A 20,315-nucleotide genomic window follows, 5' to 3' on the forward strand; every position below is an offset into this window, starting at 1 on the left:
CTCCTCCAATTTAGTTTCCTAACGCAGCTACAGTCATCAATGAATCATTATCAGCAGTTAAATCCGTCACTTTTACTGAAAATTTATCTTTATTCGTGACTACTGCAATTGTGACCGGATCATATCCTTCATCAACAATTTTTTGCAAATCAAATTTCACCAGTAAATCCCCAGACTTTACTTTGTCCCCAACCTTCACAAAAGATTCGAAGTATTTCCCCCCAAGGTTCACTGTATCTATACCGATATGGAATAATAATTCCGCTCCATTGGCTGTTTCTAATCCTAATGCATGGTTTGTATTAAACACCATTTTAATTTCCCCATCAGCTGGTGCGTAAAGTTCTCCTATTGAAGGAATAACTGCAATTCCGTCACCCATCACTTTTGTTGAAAACACATTATCATTTACTTCAGATAAAGGAATTACTTCACCTAGAACTGGTTGTTTGATTTGAACACTCTCATTAACCATTACGCCGCTATTAGCAGTTTGACCAACAACTGTTTGTTCAATATTTTCTTTATCTTCTTTCCACAAAATAAGTGTAATGATAAAAGCTGATACAAAAGAAATAACTAAACCTAAAAGAGCGAAAATAATATTTTTTCCGTTAGTTGGATCTATAAACATTGATATACTTGCAACACTTGGGCTTACAGGTGTAGATCCTCCTACAGCAAATAGGCCAAGACTTAAACCGCCAATTAAACATGATATTACAACACTTATAAGTACACGTTTCCTTTGTAATGTAACTCCATAAAGTGCAGGTTCTGAGATACCAAATAATGCAGAAATACCAGCAGATAATGCAATAGATTTAAGTTCTGTTTCCTTTGCACGTAAAGCAACTGCAAAATTCGCACCACTTTCAGCCATATTATGCGCTAATAACGCTGGTAATAGAAGAAATTCCCTTCCAGTGGAAGAAATTGTATTAATCGCATATGGAGTTAATGCCTTGTGCATACCAGTAGCAATCATAAATGGCAGTATTGCTGCAAGAAGACCTACTGCAATCCATCCAGCTTTATCAAATACAAACAAAATAATAGTCGTTAATAATGTCCCAGCCTGAAATCCAATTGGTCCTAAAACTAAAAGTGTCATTGGAACAGTTATAAGCATTGACATCATTGGTATAAAGAAAACTCGAATAGGCTTTGGTGAAATCTTGGTAAAAAATCTTTCCATATAAGCGTAGAAAATAACACCTAGTATAGACGGAAAAATCTGTGCTGAATAGTTAACATTTGTTAATGGAATTGTAAATAGACTTGCACCCTCAGCTAAAAGCTTGGTCATGTCAGGGAATAAAAGAATACTCATTGCTGATGCGGCAACTAAATTATTTACCTTCAATTTATTTGCCGTAGTAATAGCTACTAATATTGGTAAAAAATAAAATACTGCACCACTAATGGACGTTAGGATAATATACGTCTGTCCAGTCTCATCTATCAGGTTAAGAACCGATAATAGCAATAGCATTGATTTTAAAATACCAGCACCTGCCATTGCAGGAATTAAAGGCTGGAATACACTAACTAAAAAGTCTAAAATTGTTGCCCCAATTTTTTGCTTAGCTTTTGCTTGGTTTACGTTATTATTTTGCTGTCCAAACTTACCAAGTTTAAGCAATTCTTCATACACTTCAATCACATTATTCCCTATAATTACTTGAAATTGTGCTTTATTAACTACCTCTAAAACTCCTTGAATTTTTTTAAGTTCATCTATATTTACCTTACTATCATCTGCAAGTGTAAAACGTAATCTTGTTGCACAGTGTCCTAGATGAACCACATTGTCCTCACCACCAACATATTTTAAAATGTCAGTTGCTATTTTTTTGTAATCCATATTAAATCCTCCTCAGGATAAATTAAATGCGCTTACATTTTGGCCAAAACAATAAGCTAACAAAAAAGACAGGACCCCTAAAAACAATATCATATCATTAGATAGAATATCGTCTTTATGGATCCTGCCTGCATTACCAGTCACATGTCCGGTTTGTTTATTTTGTTATTTGAACTTATTATATTGAATTTAAATAATAATTACAAGGGTAAAAATAAATCCAAATGTTGGTATATAACATTTGGATTCATACATGATATGCACTTGCCTCCATATCTTATTAAATAGGATTAGGATAATCTCTAATATTTTACTAATACTTAAATTACTTCATTTAACCATCAATTCTCCTTGCTTCGGCATGTGGACAAATAAGAGCGCCAATATAGCACCTAAAAAAGATTTGAAACTAATAAGGTAACTATAGAATCTGACTTTATTTGTTGCACAGTATATGTCTACTACGCAGTATAAGAGTTACTCATACAGATAGGTAAGGGTTTGAAGTTCTGTAGACCTATTAGCTAAGAAATGCCTATAACATTACATTGGATTTTCATAATTGCGATTTTTACTCACCCACAGCCAACCTCACATTCGGTGATATACACATTTCTGCGTATTGCCAGTATAGATCCTTACCTTCGGAAATTCGTCAGCTTACCCTTTATTCTTGTAGGGTTATTGCATTCTCACCATGTTCATTCAGCTCAAGCACCATGATTTACACCACTCCTTCGGGTAGGATTTCGTCAGCCAGAAAAACTGTTACGGTAAATTCTCACGCCTTTTTGCCGAGCTTATAACACTTTCATACTTGCTAAATCAAGTGCTATTCGACTAAGAGAGAGCCCTTCAAGACGTTACTCTATCATTTGACTCTTCAATATAACCCTTCAATTCCGAGAGGGATTGTCTAACCTTTACCTGAATAATGTGTCTATTCTCAATTTGAGTTAGAAACGTTTCGCACAACAATCTGGCCCGATTGCTGAACATGGAAAAAAATCCTGCATTATCACATCAGGACTTTTGATCAAACTTTATAAACGATCCGACTTTTCTATAAAATATCGATCTTTATTCAAAAATCTAGCAAAGAAGATAGAGGGTTATTCCATTGGGAAGATGCTTTAAATAGAAAACTGTAAACTCTTGTTCCAATAAGTGGCTTAGCCTATATTTTCATTAAAATGTTATCCCGTCATCCCCAGATTTTAATTTATATAATCAGAAAACTCCCAAGACACGATTTCAGTAAACAAAAGAGAGGCCAACCTATCGAATTGGTTAACCCCTCTTTCATCAAAGCCGATTCAAGATGATAGAAAGTATCATTACTGCTTATAAGGTAGATATGTCAATAACGAATCGATAACGTACATCACTTCGGAGGACACGCTCATATGCTTCGTCTACTTGATCAGCACGGATTACTTCAATCATAGGGGCAATGCCGTGTTGAGCTGCGAAATCGAGCATCTCCTGTGTTTCTCGGATTCCACCAACAAGTGACCCGGCAATGCTGCGGCGGCCCATGATTAATGAAAACACATGATACTGATCTGGCTCAGCTGGTGCACCCACATTAACAAGTGTTCCGTCTACGCGAAGCATAGATAAATATGCATTAACGTCAAGATTGGCTGACACTGTGTTTAAGATGAGGTCAAAACGGCCAGCCAACGCAGTGAATGTATCGGGATCACTGGTTGCAAAGTAATGATCTGCGCCAAAACTCAGGGCTTCACTTTTCTTATCCATAGACCGGCTCAGGACAGTTACTTCAGCACCCACGGCATGTGCAAATTGGATCGCTACGTGGCCAAGGCCCCCCATCCCCACAACAGCAATTTTCTTGCCTGGACCAGCGTTCCAGTGTTTCAAAGGGGAGTATGTAGTGATGCCTGCACACAACAGCGGGCTTGCCACATCCATTTCCAGACTGTCTGGAATACGGACAACGAATCCTTCCGTTACAACGATTTTCTGGCTGTATCCACCGTATGTTGGGTTACCATCGTAATCTAATGAATTATATGTGTTGATAACACCTTTCGTACAATACTGCTCCTCGCCACTAAGGCAGTACTCACATTCTCCGCAGGATTCAACAAAGCAGCCAACGCCAACACGATCACCAACAGCAAATTTTATCACTTCTGATCCTACTGCTGCCACAATTCCGGCAATTTCGTGGCCAGGAACCATGGGGAAAATTCCGCCGCCCCATTCATCGAATGCACTGTGAATATCGGAGTGGCAAATACCGCTAAACTTAATATCGATTAAGACATCATATGGCCGTAATTCTCTCCGCTCAATAGTGGTCTTTTCAAAGGGTGCTTTTGCACTTGGGGTACTTAGAACATGGGTCGTAGTCATATTTTTATGATTATTACACATAAGAGACAACACAATCCTTTCTTGTTAATTCTGAATCCTTGAGATGAACATGAAATGATTTTTCCATCTCCAGTTGAATCCGCATAACAACATTTATTGATAAGCCAACAACTGTCTATAATTATAAAAAGAAACAAGATACTTACAATGGTTAAATCAACGTTATTTGTTGATTATTGAACAAATCAATTGAAATTGTTCATTATAATAAAAACTGACCAGTTTACGTTAGAAAAATGAAGTAGCTGCATTAGATTGAGCTACTTCATTCTTTAGAGCTTTATTAGTCTGTCGTAAAGTGTTTGGCTATTATAACGAACCAACGCTTAAAAACTGCGCAAAATAAAATCAAAATTCACAGAAATACTTATGTAACTAAATGATAGTTTATTAAAAAACGACACTGTAAATTTCCGTATTCTCCTTATATTTCTCCAATATAATTGAATTTTCTTCATTCGTAATGATTTTAGCTTGATTTAGATCAGCAAATTTAGAAAATGAAACTTCACCAAATTTCCGATGATCAGCAAGTACAAACGGTTCACGAGAAAGATAGATAGCCTTTGCCTTCATTTGAGCTTCTTCTGGATCTGGAGTAGTAAAACCTAATTCATGGTGGATTGCATTCGTGCCTATAAAGCATTTATCAAATCGATAATTTTGTATGCTTTCGTATGCATTGATACCAATCATCGCTCTTGTTACTTTTTTTACATATCCTCCAATTATATAGGTATTTAAATCTCTTTCCTGAAGTGCAGCCAAATGGTCAATCCCGTTCGTAACGACAACAACATTCTTCTGGTCTAAAAATTGAATCATTTGATAGGTTGTTGTTCCGGCATCAAGGTATACACAGTCTCCATCTTCAACTAATTGTGCAGCATATTTTGCCAGCATCGTTTTTTCTTTAAGATTCTGCGTTGACTTTTCAATCATGCTTGGTTCTTCACGTTTTCTTTGTAATAATGAAGCTCCGCCATGTACACGTTTTATATAGTTCTGTTTTTCTAGCTGATCCAAGTCGCGTCGCAATGTCGATTCTGAGCTCTTTGTTAACTCTACTAATTCTTGAACCTTAACATTCTCTTTTTCCTTTACAAAATCTAAAATCAACCGATGGCGCTCAGAAATAAGCAAACGATCTCCCCCTAAATTGATAAGCCTTACTTCTTTTAGCCTAGTATAGTACAGAAATGGATATAAATAAAAGACATACAGGAATGAACGGTAATGCAAGGTACTCAATCCTAACCTGAAATTCGTATCATTCGCTAACTCGAAGGAATAAGAAACCGTAAAGATAACCGAAAAAAGTCAACAAACTATAACTTTTCCCCAGGCGTATCCTTCACCTTTAACAGCCCAAATATGTAAAAAAACTACTTATAAGTCAGTCAATATAACTACTACTTTATACATTGATATTTCCATCTACTCAAAAAGGGATTGAAAAAGATACGCACAAGAATAGCCAAAGGACTACGTAATACCAGCATTTCTTAGACGTTTTAACACCTGTAATTCTTTAAATGTCGATGTTAGTTCATTTGGTAGTTGCTTACTTTGGTCATTATTCGCTATCATATAGGACACACCTTTTCTGTATTGGTAGTGTTTTCCAGTCAAATTCACTATACCTATCATTAGGGTGTTTTATAATGCCTATTTTTAAGGTCAAGTACCATACTTCTATTTCTCTTTCATAAAAAGGCATGTTCATTTGGACGCCCTGAACGAAAGGAGCATCTTCACGTGAAAAGCATTCAAAGTCGCTTATTTCTTATGCTTCTTACTTTTATCATCCTACCGTATTTTTTATCTGTTCTTTTCATTTATGGGTATACGAAAAATAGTGTGGAACAGCATGAGCTCGAAACCAGTCACGAACAAATGGAGAAATTGTCGGAAGAGCTGGAGCAATACTTTAATGACTTGATCAATCTTCCTTATATTTTATACCGAAATCCTGATTTATTCCGAATTTTTAATAATGGTTTTGAAGATTCGATTTATTTAGACCAAATTGCGATGGAAAAAAGCATAGAAACTTTTTATCTGATGCGAAAGGAAATCCGTCAGGTTCGCTTTTATCTTGATAAGGATAAAGAATCGTTTACTGTTTATAATGCGACGATCAGTGCTCGTAAATCTCGACCGGATTTAATGAAGCAAGAAGTGCTTAAAAAACTTTATAACTCTAACAAAAAGTTCATAATTGAGCCACCCCATCAGATTGAAAATTATAATAATGCTGCGATTGTTCCCAAGTCGGACAAAACAGTGGTTATGACGATTCACCATAAAGTTGTAGACGTGCTTTCAAACGAATTTCTTGGCATCATTTCGATTGATATCGATTTAGATGCTTATGCTCGCATATCTAAAAGCCTTGTTCAGGACAATGAAGAATCAGTATTACTTATTAATTCAAATAATCGAATCATGTATGCAAGTGATCCATCCCTTATCGGTGAGTCCATTACACGTAATTTACACAAGTTGATCTATGAAGGCATTGAAACTGGTGAAGATATTGTTATATCCAAAACGCTATCAGGACCACTTAATCAATGGAAATTAGTGAAGATAACCCCTAGTCATCTATTATTTAATGATGTTAGGCAGACCACATATACAAACATATTTGTTGGGATAGGAGTAGGATTTCTCGGGTTATTAATGATTGGTATTATTTCATACAAAATTACTCGTCCAATTAAACTTCTTAGCAGCAAAGTGCGAACAATTGAGGGTGGAATTATCGATGTCCCCTTTACTGACAACAGAGAAGACGAAATCGGTCATCTCGAAAAACATATGAAGGATATGATGAACCGAATCAACCTTCACATTGAACGTGAATATAAACTGGAAATAGAGAATAGGGAAAATCAACTCAAAGCGCTAAAGTCTATGGTTAATCCTCACTTCTTATTTAACGCATTACAATCCATAGGTGCAGTTGCCCTAAGATCTGATTCTCCAAAAGTCTACCAATTGGTGACGTCCTTATCCAAAATGATGCGCTATTCCATTCGGGCGGATCAATGGGTCTTGGTTCGAGATGAAGTGGATTATATAAAAACATACTTATCTCTTCAAATGGAGCGTTTCGGAAACAATGTTAACTATTCTATTAAAATAAATGAGACGATTCTTGATATGACAATTCCAAGTATGATTCTTCAGCCGCTCGTTGAAAACTTCTTTAAACACTGTTATGAAGTAGGTTTCTATGATGCTCACTTAACCATTTATGGAGATATACGAGGAGAATTTTTAAACCTTGTTGTAGAAAATGACGGTTCTAGTATGACACTTACTGAACTACAAACACTAAGAGAAAATATCTATACGCCTCCTTATGAAGGAACATATGCACACGAACATATCGGTCTAAAAAATATTCATGACCGATTAGTTTTAAATTATGGACCAGGAGCTGGCTTAGAATTGGATACGAATCAAGGAGAGGTTTTTTTAGTTCGTATTTTCATTCCTCTAGACCCAAAGGTTACTGATGATTAAATTGGTTTATTTAAATTGCTTTCCAAAATCATATTGTTGAACGAGAATTTCTACTCACATCATTGAAGGAGGAATGCTGTATGAAGACTTTAATTGTAGATGATGAATTCAATGTAAGAGATGTCATACGGCATTTGGGACAGTGGGAGAAATACGGTATTACCGATATCTTAGAAGCAAGAAATGGAGAAGAAGCAAAAAGAATCATAGAAAGAGATATTCCGGAAATCATCTTTACAGACGTAAAAATGCCTGGAATGAGCGGTATAGAACTAATCGAGTGGTTAAATACCATTTCTTATCCTGGCAAAGTAATTTTAATCACAGGGTTTGACGACTATTCGTTTATGCGTAAAGCAATTCAATGCAATATCTTCGATTATTTAATGAAACCGATTGAAGCTGATGCATTTAATCAAACATTGGAGGCATCTGTTAAATCCTGGGCAAACGAAGAGGAGGATCGTCACTACAAAGAAACAGGCGTTTATGAAGATGTTAAAAGGTTGCGTATGAATCAGTTAGTTACGAAAGCTTGCAGCGGGGAACTTTTCGACACAAACGAAATGACTTCATATCTTCCTCAAGCTGATGAATACGATCTTACACTAATTTCCTTTTACCAAATGCACCATTCTGAACCTTACATTCAGTTACTAGCTGACGATCTTGTTGATCGGGAATTGGGAAATGCATTTGCGCTTCAGAACGATCATAGTCTTTGTCTGGTCATTACCGTAAAAAAACAATGGTTATCGGTTGAGGAATGGATCAGTCAACAATTTGATATCCCTGTACGTACTGTTAGCGGTGATCCACTGAAATCATTAGAAGAGATTCCGCAATCCTTTCAGTCTTTGCAAAAAGCAATGGAAGAGCAAAACTTCAGATCTATACACCGTTTGAACAATTTGGATAATGCACGTCGTATGCAGGACATTGTTTCCTATGTAGAAATGTATTACATGGAAGAATTGAGTTTGGAAAAACTTTCAAACCGGTTCTTCTTAAGTCGTGAACATATCTCAAGAAAATTCAAACAAGAAACGGGCATGCCCCTGTCCAAATACGTCATAAAACTCAGAATTGACCAGGCAAAATATTGGTTAAATGAAACGGATGAAAGTATTTACTCCATATCCTTAATGCTCGGCTATCAGGATGAAAATTACTTCTCGAAACTATTCAAAAAAGTGGTTGGGATGACACCTTTTGAGTACCGAAACGTTGAAAAAGCAACAAATTAGAAATAGAAAATAGATACACTTTTCTGCCTTAAATCTATCATTTTAAATTACTGGGGTGAAGCGATGAAAAAAGAGCTACTACACATGGTTTTGATCGGAATACTGTGCCTGTCTCTTTCGGCATGTCAAACAAATAAAGATACCGTACCAAAAGAAAAGGAAATTGCAGAGAAAAAAATCTCGTTGAACATACGGAATCCGAAAGTTGAAATTTCCACGCAGTTCGAACAAATGGTAATCGCTTATGAAAAGGAAAATCCAAACGTCGAAATTAACATTCACACCGTAGGAGGAGCTTCTGATGACCTTGCCGATCTGAAAGCACAGATTGCTGCTGGTACTGGCCCTGATATTTTTACGAACAGTGGATACGAAAGTGCCAAACTATGGAGTAAATATTTAGAGGATCTTACGGACCAATCATGGGTTGAAACTGCATATGAAGATGCGTTATTACCGATGAAATTCGATGGAAAAGTATACGGAATGCCACTTAACCTGGAAGGATATGGACTCATCTATAATAAGGATTTATTTACTAAGGCAGGCATTGATACGTTACCGAAAACGCTGACTGAATTAATAACAGTGGCAGAAAAATTGCAAAAAGCAGGCATTACTCCTTTTGCAACCGGATATTATGAAGAATGGAAATTGGGTGTCCATTTAATGAATATCGCTTTTGCACAACAAGAAGATCCATCTGCCTTTATAAAAGGTCTTAATGACGGGACGGAAACAATCGATAGCAATCAAAAGTTCAAAGACATAATCAACTATTTGGATGTAACAACAAAGTATGGAAACGGTAATCCACTAACAACGGATTACAATATGGAAGTGAATTTGTTTGCCAAAGGAAATGCAGCCATGATTCAACAAGGTAATTGGATTCAGCCGATGATTGATCAATTATCACCAAAGATGAACATCGGGTTTCTGCCAATACCTATAAATGATGAACCTATCAAAAATGCCTTGGTAGTCAGCGTACCGAATTATTGGGTTGTAAACAAACAATCAACACCAGAGAAGAAAAAAGAAGCGAAGAAATTTTTAAATTGGATGGTTTCTTCAGAACAAGGCAAAACGTTTATGACAGAACAATTCAAATTTATTCCTGCGTTTGAAAACATAAAGGCTGACAATTTAGGACCACTCGCGGATGAAACGATATGGTACTACAATGAAGGGAAAACGCTGCACTCTAATTGGTTTAATTTCCCTGTTGGAGTACGAGAAGAGTTCGGATCTGCCATGCAATTGTACGTGGGAAAACAACTTAATCGCGATCAATTACTGCAAGAGTTTCAGAAGTCTTGGGAGAGGGCATCGAGCAACTAAATCTATAAACGAAAGTTCTCTCACACTGTCATTGCAATATTCTAATGAAGCCCACTCCCCCACTTTTACTTGAATAAAAGTGGAGAATCCCTCAAAAAAACTGGACTAGTCTTGGCTCAGCTTTTTATCAATAAATAATTACTACACTTTTTGCCTCCTTGTTGGGGCAATTTTTTTTATTGACCTGTCAAAAACCACCAGATCAATATAAGACTAAATTCCAATCAATATATGCCATGTCCATAGAATCAGGATTAACCTATAATTTTATTTGTAGATCAAACACGGTGGGACTGTTACTAGTTTTCTATTATTCACACAAAAAGTAACCGTACCACTCGCAAGTCTTTTTATCTCACTAAAATAGATTATAGGAGGAAGAAAGAGTATGAATTTTAACAAGCTTTCAAAACAAGCAACAGTAGTAACGCTTAGTACAGCTATATTATTAGGAGGTAGTGGATCAACTTTTGCGAAACAAAAAGACACATTAGATCACAGAGAAACGTATGACACTTCACAAATCACTCGTTCAGACATGCACAAAATGATTGATCAACATGGCGATTCAAAATATACAGTGCCCGAGTTCGACGAATCAACAATAAAAAATATTCCTTCAGCAATAAAGTATGATGAATCAGGTAACAAAATCGATTTAGATGTGTGGGATACCTGGCCATTACAAAACGCTGATGGAACAGTGGCAGAATATAATGGATATCATATCGTTTTTGGATTAGCTGGAAAACCTAAAGATGCAAGTGACACGTTTATTTACATGTTCTACAAAAAAGTAGGCGAAACATCGATTGATGCTTGGAAAAATGCTGGTAGAGTATTTGATGATGGTGATAAAAACGTGCCAAACGATCCTTATTTAAAACATCAATCAGAAGAGTGGTCTGGTTCTGCAACCTTCACATCTGATGGAGAGGTTCGCTTATTCTATACAAATCGCGAAGCGTTTACACCAGATTCTGGGCATTACGGTAAACAAACCTTAACAACAGCTCAAGTAAATCTTTCCGAACCAGATGCTAAAACACTAAAAGTGGACGGCGTCGAAGATTACAAATCGATCTATGAAGGTGGAGACAGCTCAGTCTATCAAACAGTTGATAAAGCTTTCGGTGAAGGGAACTTCGCGGATAATCATACACTAAGAGATCCTCACTATGTTGAAGACAAAGGTCGTAAATACCTTGTGTTTGAAGCGAATACTGGGACAGAATATGGTTACCAAGGTGAGGAATCGCTATACAATAGTGCATACTATGGCAATAGCAATAAATTCTTCCAAGATGAAAAAAGTAAACTTTTAAAAAGCCCTAAAAAGGATTTAGCTACGTTAGCAAACGGTGCACTAGGTATCATTGAAATCAATGATGATTATACGTTGAAAAACGAAATGAAACCGTTGATTGTATCGAATACGATAACAGATGAAATTGAACGTCCGAACATCTTTAAAAAGGATGGAAAATGGTACTTATTCACAAGTGCAAGAGGATCAAAAATGACCATTGATGGAATTGATGATCAAGATATTTACATGTTAGGTTACGTGTCAAATTCTTTAACTGGACCTTACAAACCTTTAAATGAAACCGGAATTGTCTTACACCAAGATCTTGATCCTAATGATATTACTTGGTCATACGCTCACTATGCAATCCCGCAAAAGGATAGTGATAATGTAGTTATAACAAGTTATATGACAAATAGAGGATATTTTGAAGACCATAAATCTACCTTTGCGCCAAGCTTCTCACTTAACATTAAAGGGAAGAAAACATCGGTTGTAGAAGATAGTATTCTTGAACAAGGCCAAATAACGCATAACGAATAATCTAATGTTATCCGATATTTTAGCGGGGAATGTTGAAAAAGGAAAATGTCAGTACGTTGGCATTTTCTTTTTTCTTTACTAAAATAAATCAAAAGTGCGGTGAATCTACTTGAACAAAATACTTTTTAATAAGAAAGGATTTAAGCTGTTGGGTTTATTACTACTTGGATTATTTATCGTTACGATTATCGGATTATTAGCCCATTTAGACTCTAAATCGCGGGAACCAACAGTGGAGCCTGAAGAGCAATCGTATCGAGCTAACTACCATTTCACTACGCCCGAAAAATGGAAAAACGATCCTCAGAGGCCGATTTATTTTGATGAAAAGTATCATTACTATTACCTCTATAATGGGGATTATCCGAATGGAAATGGAACAGAATGGCGGCATGCAACATCAGAGGATTTAGTGCACTGGACTGATGAAGGAATAGCCATTCCGAAATATACAAATGAAAATGGTGATCCATGGTCGGGATCAGTCGTTGTGGACGAGGAAAATACAGCAGGATTTGGAAAAGACACCCTTGTGGCGATTGTGACACAGCCCTCTATGGATGGCGGCAAACAGGAACAATTTCTATGGTACAGTACTGACAAGGGAAAAACGTTTACCTCCTACAGTGACGATCCTATCATGCCAAATCCAGGCACAAAGGATTTTAGAGATCCGAAAATTATCTGGGATGACAGTAATCATAAATGGATAATGGTCATGGCAGAAGGAACAAAAATAGGTTTTTATGAGTCTCACAATTTAAAGGATTGGCATCATACGAGTAGTTTCTTTCCGAAAAATATCGGACTTGTGGAGTGCCCAGATCTTTATGTGATGCGTGCAGATGACGGGACATTAAAATGGGTACTAGGTGTTAGCGCAAATGGGAAATCGATTGGTAAACCGAACACTTACGCCTATTGGACTGGAAACTTTGATGGAATGGAATTCATCCCAGATCACAATGAACCGCAATGGTTAGATTATGGCTTCGATTGGTATGGTGGCGTAACGTTTGAAGATGGAACAGAAAACGATAAATACAACAAACGTTATGCTCTCGCTTGGATGAATAATTGGGATTATGCTCATAATACCCCGACGCTACAAGAAGATTTTAACGGAATGGACTCCATTGTTCGTCAAATTGAACTAAAGCATGAAGGCGACACTATCTATCATTTAGTCTCACAGCCTATTGAAGGATTGAATGAATTGACTAATTCAACGGATTATTATGAACAAATCGAAGTGAATGGTTCCGAAACACTTGATGTAACAGGTGATGTCTATCAATTAGAGACGGATATCTCTTGGTCAGAGATCAATAATCTAGGCTTAAGACTTCGAGAATCAGCAGATCAAAAACGCCACGTTGACGTAGGAATTTTTGTAGGAGAAAAATACTCTTATGTCAATCGAGCTTTTACAGAACAACCTGACAAAAGGAATCAATATATTGAAAGTAGTGCACCATTTGATGCTAGTAAGCAACTTGTTCACTTGAAGATCCTCGTTGATAAAACAAGTATTGAAGTTTTTGTGGATGATGGAAAGGTCGCATATTCAAGTTTAATATTCCCGGAATCTGATGATAAAGGAATCACCCTCTTCTCTGAGGGCGGCAAAGCGATCTTTAACAACGTTAAAATCAAACACCTCGGTTCGATCAATTGAACTGAGGTGTGGCGGGCAATTGGGGAGATTAACTTGAAGATTAAATGAATCGAAATTATTTTTGTTTCCTTTTTATACGGTTAAATTTCATAACTTCAGCCCTTGTCATACAAGGTTGACAAATCTATCAACAGACAGAGGAAAAAAATAAAAAGCACGAAAATGTATCCGTGCTTCTCTCTCTAACCTATCAATTTGGAAGGTTAAGCTGACATGAAACACCGAACTGATCGACTTTCCAACCAAATTTTTTTAAACATACAACATTTCGATAATTTCAATTACTTTAGAAAGTTCTTTTTCTTTCATACTGTTTATCCTCATATGAAAGTTTTCGAATTCAAGATTTACGGTAATTTTATTAGGGACGATGACACAATTTATTCCTGCTCCTATTGCCGCTTTAGAACCATTTACAGAATCTTCAAATGCGATTGCTTCGGATGGTTTTATTCCGAAATGGGTGATCACATTTCGATATAAGGTTGGATCTGGTTTTACTTTCTCTACATCATCTCTTGTTTGAATGACATCAAAATATTCGAGTAGATCGAGTTCTGATAGAAAATGTGTTACCCATTTTCTATCAGAACTAGATGCTAAACCAATTTTTAATCCCTTACTTTTTGCTTCTTTTAAGTAATCTTCAACTCCATCACGAGCAATAGGATATTTCAATTTTTCCTTGTGTAAAACAGATGATTTTTCGATTATTTCTTCATGGGTCATTGATATATTTGCCTTGCTCAAAATAAAGTCATATAGATCACTAGAATCCGTTCCAATGTAAAATCCATATTCGTTAATTGGTAGTTCACTAGGATCAATTTTTAACAACTCACAAAAAGCCTCATAAAGTGCGAATTCTGTATCAATAATTAATCCATCAAAGTCAAAAATAACCGCCTTTATCACGTTATCACCTTCCATTCCTTTAGAATTAAAGTAAAATCATTTTGTAGAAAGTAGGTTAACAATTTCCTCACCGAACTGATCAAGCCATTCTTTTCTAAATTGCATCACATTTGCTTCGACTGAAGGGTTTTCAATCAATAATTCGATTAATTCTGGAGAAGCAGTCACTCCATGAGCCCCTGCTAAACAAACATTGTGTATTTGTTGAACATTTTTAAAGCTTGCTGCCAATACTTTACACGGTAGATTATGTTGTGAAAAAATCTGTATTATTTCAGATATAACATTGACCCCATTGCCCGTTAGGTTATCAATTCGATTAACATAGGGTGCTACATATTCAGCACCAGCTTTAGCGGCTAAAAATGCATGCATTGGAGTGTATACTGTTGTAGCTAATGTTCGAATGCTGTCATCCTTTAGTAGTCTTATTGCTTTAATTCCTTCACTGGTAACAGGAACTTTCACTATCACATTTCCAGATAATGTGTCACAAATAAAACGGGCTTCCTCCACTATATCTTCTGCTGCTTTAGCGATGGTTTGTACAAACAACTCTTTTTCATCACCAATAACACTTCGTATTTCTTTTAATAATGGCAAAAATGGTTTTCGCTCTTTTACAATGAGACTAGGGTTCGTTGTTACCCCATCTATCGGGAAATATTCGTTTAATTTTTTTATTTTCTCAATGTTAGCTGAATCAATAACTAATTGCAAAAGCTCCACTCCTCCTCTATAGAAAAAAATAAGGCAATAACATTACTTTTACTGTCCCCTATCAACAAGACCCATCAAAAGTTAAGCTATCATCCTTTGTTATTTTGCAAAAATCCGAATAAGATCTCCAGCTTCGACTTCACCAATATCCGTATCTTCCAAGTAAAGTGTCCCAGGTAACTCTGGAGTTTGAGAACCATCGAATTTTAATGTAATGTGTCCAAGACTTGTTAAATTTTTCTTTACAGCATCACCTACAGCTGTAATTTTGTATTCTCTTTCACCAATTTGTAATGTGTCTCCACTATCTATGGTACTTTCAACATCATTAATAGTGATTAACAAGCAGTATTCAGCTAATTCAGCTGGAGCATTTTCTCCAAAAAGGATAAGCATTTTCTCACCAAGAAAATCTACTACTGAGGGACCAATATTATTTACCTGTGTTTTATATTTTGTTTTCATTGTGAAATCTCCTTAATTATAGAATTGGAATCGATCTTATAAAAACAGGATCCTAGATAGTAGTAGAATCCTGCCTATTATTTTAAAAATATTAACTATCGTATAAACCAAAACTCGCTAACCAGGCAATAAAGACGGTTGGTGCACCTGTCAAGAACCTTGAATAGAGGACTGATGGAACCCCAACTTCTACTGTTTCAACCTCCGCCTCTGCCAGACCCAATCCCACAGGAACAAAGTCTGCTGCAGCTTGAGAATTAATAGCAAATAATGCAGGTAAAGCTAGGTTTGCAGGAATATTTCCCTTTCCAATTTCAACCCCGATTAATGTCCCAACTACTTGAGCAATAACCGCACCAGGTCCTAAAAACGGAGATAAAAGTGGGAATGAACATACAAGTGCGATGACAAGTAACCCCCAAATTGAACCTGCAAATGGTGATAAGAATTTTGCAAACAGATCACCAATACCAGACTCAATAATAATTCCGATCAACATTGCAACAAAAGCCATAAACGGAAGAATTGTCTTTAGTACTGTATCAATTGCATCACGTCCAGCTTGGTAAAAAACGCTTACAACTGATCCCATCGCCATTCCTATCCTTGCCATTAATCCCTTTGGCTTATGTGTTTCACTTATCTTCTTTTTTGAGCTATACTTCGGTTGATTAATACTATTTTCATTATTTTCGTTCGTACTTTCTGTTACTGTATTTGTTTGAGGTGTTCTTGCACCTTCAGACAGTTGAATATTTTCTGCTTTTACTCCCGAGACGTAAATATCTTCAGTAATATGCTTTGCCAATGGACCACTTTGACCTGTTGGCATCACGTTGATTGTAGGTATTCGTTTTTGAGGATATAACCCACAACGTAACGTCCCACCACAATCTATAATCACACATACCATTTCGTGCTCTGGAACGGAAGTTTTAAACCCATCAACTAACTCACACCCAGTAAGATCGGCTATTTTATCTGCAATTTCTGGCCTTTGCCCACCGGTTATATAAACAACTTTATTTTTCTCAAGCGTTGGAGTTATTACTAAAGGTCCACCAAAGCCACCAGCACCTTTTGATACCTTAATTGATTGATATATTGTCATTTTCTCCACCTCCTATAATTGAACTGTATCTTTTAGTTTTACGTTTTGTTGTTTTGCAACATATGCTGTCGTTAAATCCGTTATCCATCCTCTTAAGAAGTTTGTGAAAATTCCCACTAAGAAATAACGAAGTGCTAATTCAGTAACGTCATGTCCTAAGGTAGTTATCCCAGCTGCAATTCCCAAGAATACAAACAATTCTCCTGGGTTTACATGTGGAAATAATCCGTTGTGTGTATGACATGAATATGATGCTGCTGCATAATAACTCGGTTTATGTTTTTCAGGTAAAAATCTACCAAGTGATAATGTCATAGGATTCGCCAATACGAATGTACCAATAGCAGGTAATACAAAATATCTTGTGAACGGATTCTTTCCTGATTTTCTAGCAAGCTTCTCTACTTTTTCTTCACCAACCAAACGAACTAGGGAATTCATCGCAACTAATAACATGATTAATAGTGGAACAATTCCAGTTACAAGGTCCACAAATACTTCTCCACCATGTCGGAATAAATTCATAAAACCTTCAGCTAGATTAATAATAATATCCATAAATTCACCCTTTTCTTAATTCTTCTTTGGTACTAGATAGTCGATCCAGCCTTTTTTTACTTTCAATTCCCCACCCTGAGAAATGATGTCATAACTTCTTAGAGCATCGGCAATCGCTAACCTCGTTAACTTATCAATACCTTGAAAGTCTTCCTCTGAGATTTTCAAAAGGTATTTCCCTTCAAATCCGTTTAAATCCTTTACACGCGAGAACACAGTAACGCCTTGCATCTTTGAAGCTTTTAAAATTTTATTTCTCTTATCGATGCAAAACATAACGACTGTACCTGCCCGAAACATCCCTGTTCTCTTACCAATTGCCACTCGCCCCATCGATCTCATTTCAGCGTACCTTTTATTAAAATGTCTTATTTGGAAAAAGCCAAGAATACTCTGTATAAGCCACGCTAAGCCTATCAAAACAATTAAATACCAAATCATCTCTTCATCTCTTTTCTATTAGTCATGTTGTTTAACCATTTTTATTTCCTTTTTGATTGAGAGAGCGGTTTCTTCTGTAGTGATGAAAGCTAGCGTAATCATTCTAACCAAGTCCCGCTTTTTCCTTTTGTATCTCATGTTCCCAATCCATCTAATTGTGCGTTCCTTTTGAAAATCCATAGTAGAAATCTTTGTTTCACTAATAATAGCAACGGGAATAATAATCACAAATTAGTTCATTTATATCTACTTGCTTGTTCAAGATACTGTTTTACATCCTCATAGCTGGTTGTGCGAGCCAATTTATCTACTAATGATTCATCAGTAGCTATTCGTATGATTTCGTCGTATATTTTCACAAGTAAATGCTCACTGTTATCAGTTTGTTGTTCGGGTAATCCTAACAGGAAAACTAACTTGACTTGCTTTCCATCAGCGATTACTTTTTCAGGAAAGACACCAAGTGCAAGTTCCATTCGATCGGACTTGTAATTAAAGGTATGTGGCAAAGCTATATAATTATCAAAAATCATTGATCCCTTTTCTTCTCTATCAATTAGCCGTTCATTAAAACCTTCGTCGAGGTAACCCCGCTCCTTTAAATCATCAACCATTTTACTCACATTTGCATAATAGCTTTTTGAGCTATCTAAAATGAAGTATTTATCTTCAACAATAAAATGCTTTACAATCGAATTATGACTGCTATTATCTGTTAGCTCAAAGTTTTGCATATAGGTCACTTGTTCAATTTTTCTTGAAACACTGCTTTCGTCAAAAATTTCATTTATCATGATTAATGGTGTGTCAGTTTCCAAGGTTAATTTTACTGTCGAAAAAACAATATCATAATTAGCAAGGAGTTCTTTCGTTACCTCTACATTCGAATATAAGGCTATGTCAGTATCTTGACCTAGAATACGTTGCAATTGAATTGCGACTAGTCTAGCTGTTCCTCTTCCTGTCCCGCAAATGACTGCTGCTTTTCGTAAGCGCTTTACTTTACCATCACTTTGAGCGATAAAAACACCAAAATAAAAGGCTATATACCCTAGTTCATCATCAGAAACTTTAAGATCATACTTACTTTCAATCACTTGCCCAGCAATCTCAGCCATTTTATATGCGACAGGATATTTCTCCTTCACATCAGCTAGCAATGGGTTTTTTAATCGTAAGTCAAACAATAGACGATTTAACATAAAAGTTAGATGGTATTGCAAATCCTTAAAAAAGAGTTCATTTTCTTGAATAACTCCCTTATGAAAACCTACCTGCTCTACAATCGTTTCTAATAGTCTTTTTACATCCTCAGTAACTGTGATCTCGGCCATTGTCCGATTGTTTGTTGGTGTTCTTCTCCCTGCAATCGGAATGGTTATAAACAAGATTTCTGGCTCAGGTATTTTAATTGGCAGCTGACTTTCGATAGCGCCCACTATTTCTAGAGCAATTTGATAGTCCTTCGTATTCAATAATTTATAATGTTTCTCATTCATCTCTTTAAGTGGATGATTTTTCAAAAGACGATCCAACATGACAATGATAAATTGCATTAATCGAATTTGTGTGGTGGATTCCAAATCTCGATGGTTGGAAATCCTCACGATTTCTTCCGTAATATCTTGATCTAGAGGATAACTATTAAATAAAAAGTCATATACGTTATCTAAAATAAAGAATCGTAGATCAAGTTCATTCCCACTTAGATACATCCCGTTGTTTTGCTTCCCTTGAATGGTTAAATTATAAGTCTCTAAGGCAACAGAGGCTCTTTTCAATTCATTAACAAGTGTCGTCCTACCGATATTCATTTCAAAAGCTATATCATCCAGAGTAATAGTCTCGTCACGGTTTATCAGTTTATCGATAATTAATGCAATCCGACGTTTGGGTGAATCATACACCTCAACCTCTGAATGATTTCTTTCAATTAAATCCTCGAACAATTGCTCATCAGCAATATATAACCGATAGCCCTTACCTTTATCTTTTAATAATGAAGCGATTCCATCCAAATCACTGTTTAACTGTTTTATATAATTACGTATGGATCTTGTACTGACTCCCAATGTGTCTGCGAGATCATCTAAAGAACTATAGGTTTTTTTTCGAGCTACTTCAATTATCTGAATAACTCTATCGTCCATTCTTAAGTCAGCCATTAATATCACCTC

At 36.2% G+C, this 20,315-nt stretch carries 15 protein-coding genes; 5 read left to right on the forward strand and 10 right to left on the reverse strand.

Translation table 11 applies throughout. The features are described 5' to 3' along the window. Positions 1-10: 10 nt before the first annotated feature. The 3 genes from ACFFIX_RS17850 to ACFFIX_RS17860 form a co-directional block, all read right to left on the reverse strand. On the reverse strand, positions 11-1,867 hold the full coding sequence (locus tag ACFFIX_RS17850) for a beta-glucoside-specific PTS transporter subunit IIABC (protein ID WP_378936379.1): 1,857 nt from the start codon (positions 1,865-1,867) through the stop codon (positions 11-13). Between the two features lie 1,344 nt (positions 1,868-3,211). Beyond that, positions 3,212-4,273 carry an NAD(P)-dependent alcohol dehydrogenase gene (locus tag ACFFIX_RS17855; protein WP_378936381.1) on the reverse strand — a complete coding sequence of 354 codons (1,062 nt, stop codon included), beginning with the start codon at positions 4,271-4,273 and terminating at the stop codon, positions 3,212-3,214. A 390-nt stretch (positions 4,274-4,663) separates the two neighbouring features. Continuing rightward, complete coding sequence (locus ACFFIX_RS17860; RefSeq protein WP_378936383.1) at positions 4,664-5,416, reverse strand: DeoR/GlpR family DNA-binding transcription regulator; 753 nt, start codon at positions 5,414-5,416, stop codon at positions 4,664-4,666. Between the two features lie 615 nt (positions 5,417-6,031). On the opposite strand from ACFFIX_RS17860, the gene ACFFIX_RS17865 reads away from it, so the two are divergent. From ACFFIX_RS17865 to levB, 5 genes are all read left to right on the forward strand, one after another. Further along, a complete protein-coding gene (locus ACFFIX_RS17865; protein WP_378936385.1) occupies positions 6,032-7,807 on the forward strand; it encodes a sensor histidine kinase in 1,776 nt (591 codons plus the stop codon). A gap of 80 nt (positions 7,808-7,887) precedes the next feature. Continuing rightward, positions 7,888-9,054 carry a response regulator transcription factor gene (locus ACFFIX_RS17870; protein WP_378936387.1) on the forward strand — a complete coding sequence of 389 codons (1,167 nt, stop codon included), beginning with the start codon at positions 7,888-7,890 and terminating at the stop codon, positions 9,052-9,054. A 63-nt stretch (positions 9,055-9,117) separates the two neighbouring features. Beyond that, on the forward strand, positions 9,118-10,398 hold the full coding sequence (locus tag ACFFIX_RS17875; protein ID WP_378936389.1) for an ABC transporter substrate-binding protein: 1,281 nt from the start codon (positions 9,118-9,120) through the stop codon (positions 10,396-10,398). 388 nt (positions 10,399-10,786) lie between these two features. After that, positions 10,787-12,250 carry a levansucrase gene (gene sacB / locus ACFFIX_RS17880; RefSeq protein WP_378936391.1) on the forward strand — a complete coding sequence of 488 codons (1,464 nt, stop codon included), beginning with the start codon at positions 10,787-10,789 and terminating at the stop codon, positions 12,248-12,250. A gap of 148 nt (positions 12,251-12,398) precedes the next feature. Continuing rightward, on the forward strand, positions 12,399-13,928 hold the full coding sequence (levB, locus tag ACFFIX_RS17885; RefSeq protein ID WP_378936393.1) for a 2,6-beta-fructan 6-levanbiohydrolase: 1,530 nt from the start codon (positions 12,399-12,401) through the stop codon (positions 13,926-13,928). A gap of 252 nt (positions 13,929-14,180) precedes the next feature. Here the strand turns inward: levB and ACFFIX_RS17890 are convergent, their stop codons facing one another. From ACFFIX_RS17890 to ACFFIX_RS17920, 7 genes are all read right to left on the reverse strand, one after another. Beyond that, the gene (locus tag ACFFIX_RS17890) at positions 14,181-14,840 is read right to left on the reverse strand and encodes an HAD family hydrolase (protein ID WP_378936469.1); all 660 of its coding nucleotides are present in this window, start codon (positions 14,838-14,840) and stop codon (positions 14,181-14,183) included. Between the two features lie 39 nt (positions 14,841-14,879). Further along, positions 14,880-15,563 (reverse strand): transaldolase family protein, encoded by a 684-nt coding sequence (locus tag ACFFIX_RS17895; RefSeq protein WP_378936395.1) that lies wholly within the window; start codon positions 15,561-15,563, stop codon positions 14,880-14,882. Between the two features lie 99 nt (positions 15,564-15,662). Continuing rightward, positions 15,663-16,028 carry a PTS glucitol/sorbitol transporter subunit IIA gene (locus ACFFIX_RS17900; RefSeq protein WP_378936397.1) on the reverse strand — a complete coding sequence of 122 codons (366 nt, stop codon included), beginning with the start codon at positions 16,026-16,028 and terminating at the stop codon, positions 15,663-15,665. Between the two features lie 91 nt (positions 16,029-16,119). Then, positions 16,120-17,139 (reverse strand): PTS glucitol/sorbitol transporter subunit IIB, encoded by a 1,020-nt coding sequence (gene srlE / locus ACFFIX_RS17905; RefSeq protein ID WP_378936399.1) that lies wholly within the window; start codon positions 17,137-17,139, stop codon positions 16,120-16,122. A 12-nt stretch (positions 17,140-17,151) separates the two neighbouring features. Next, positions 17,152-17,697 (reverse strand): PTS glucitol/sorbitol transporter subunit IIC, encoded by a 546-nt coding sequence (gene srlA, locus ACFFIX_RS17910; protein ID WP_378936401.1) that lies wholly within the window; start codon positions 17,695-17,697, stop codon positions 17,152-17,154. Between the two features lie 15 nt (positions 17,698-17,712). Then, entirely contained in the window at positions 17,713-18,138 is a 426-nt protein-coding gene (locus tag ACFFIX_RS17915) for a transcriptional regulator GutM (RefSeq protein WP_378936402.1), read from the reverse strand. 236 nt (positions 18,139-18,374) lie between these two features. Then, positions 18,375-20,303, reverse strand: a complete 1,929-nt coding sequence (locus ACFFIX_RS17920) for a BglG family transcription antiterminator (RefSeq protein WP_378936404.1) — start codon at positions 20,301-20,303, stop codon at positions 18,375-18,377. Between the last annotated feature and the right edge of the window lie 12 nt (positions 20,304-20,315).

The sequence above is a fragment of the Metabacillus herbersteinensis genome (genome assembly GCF_042433335.1).
In the GTDB taxonomy this organism is placed as follows: Bacteria; Bacillota; Bacilli; order Bacillales; family Bacillaceae; genus Metabacillus; species Metabacillus herbersteinensis.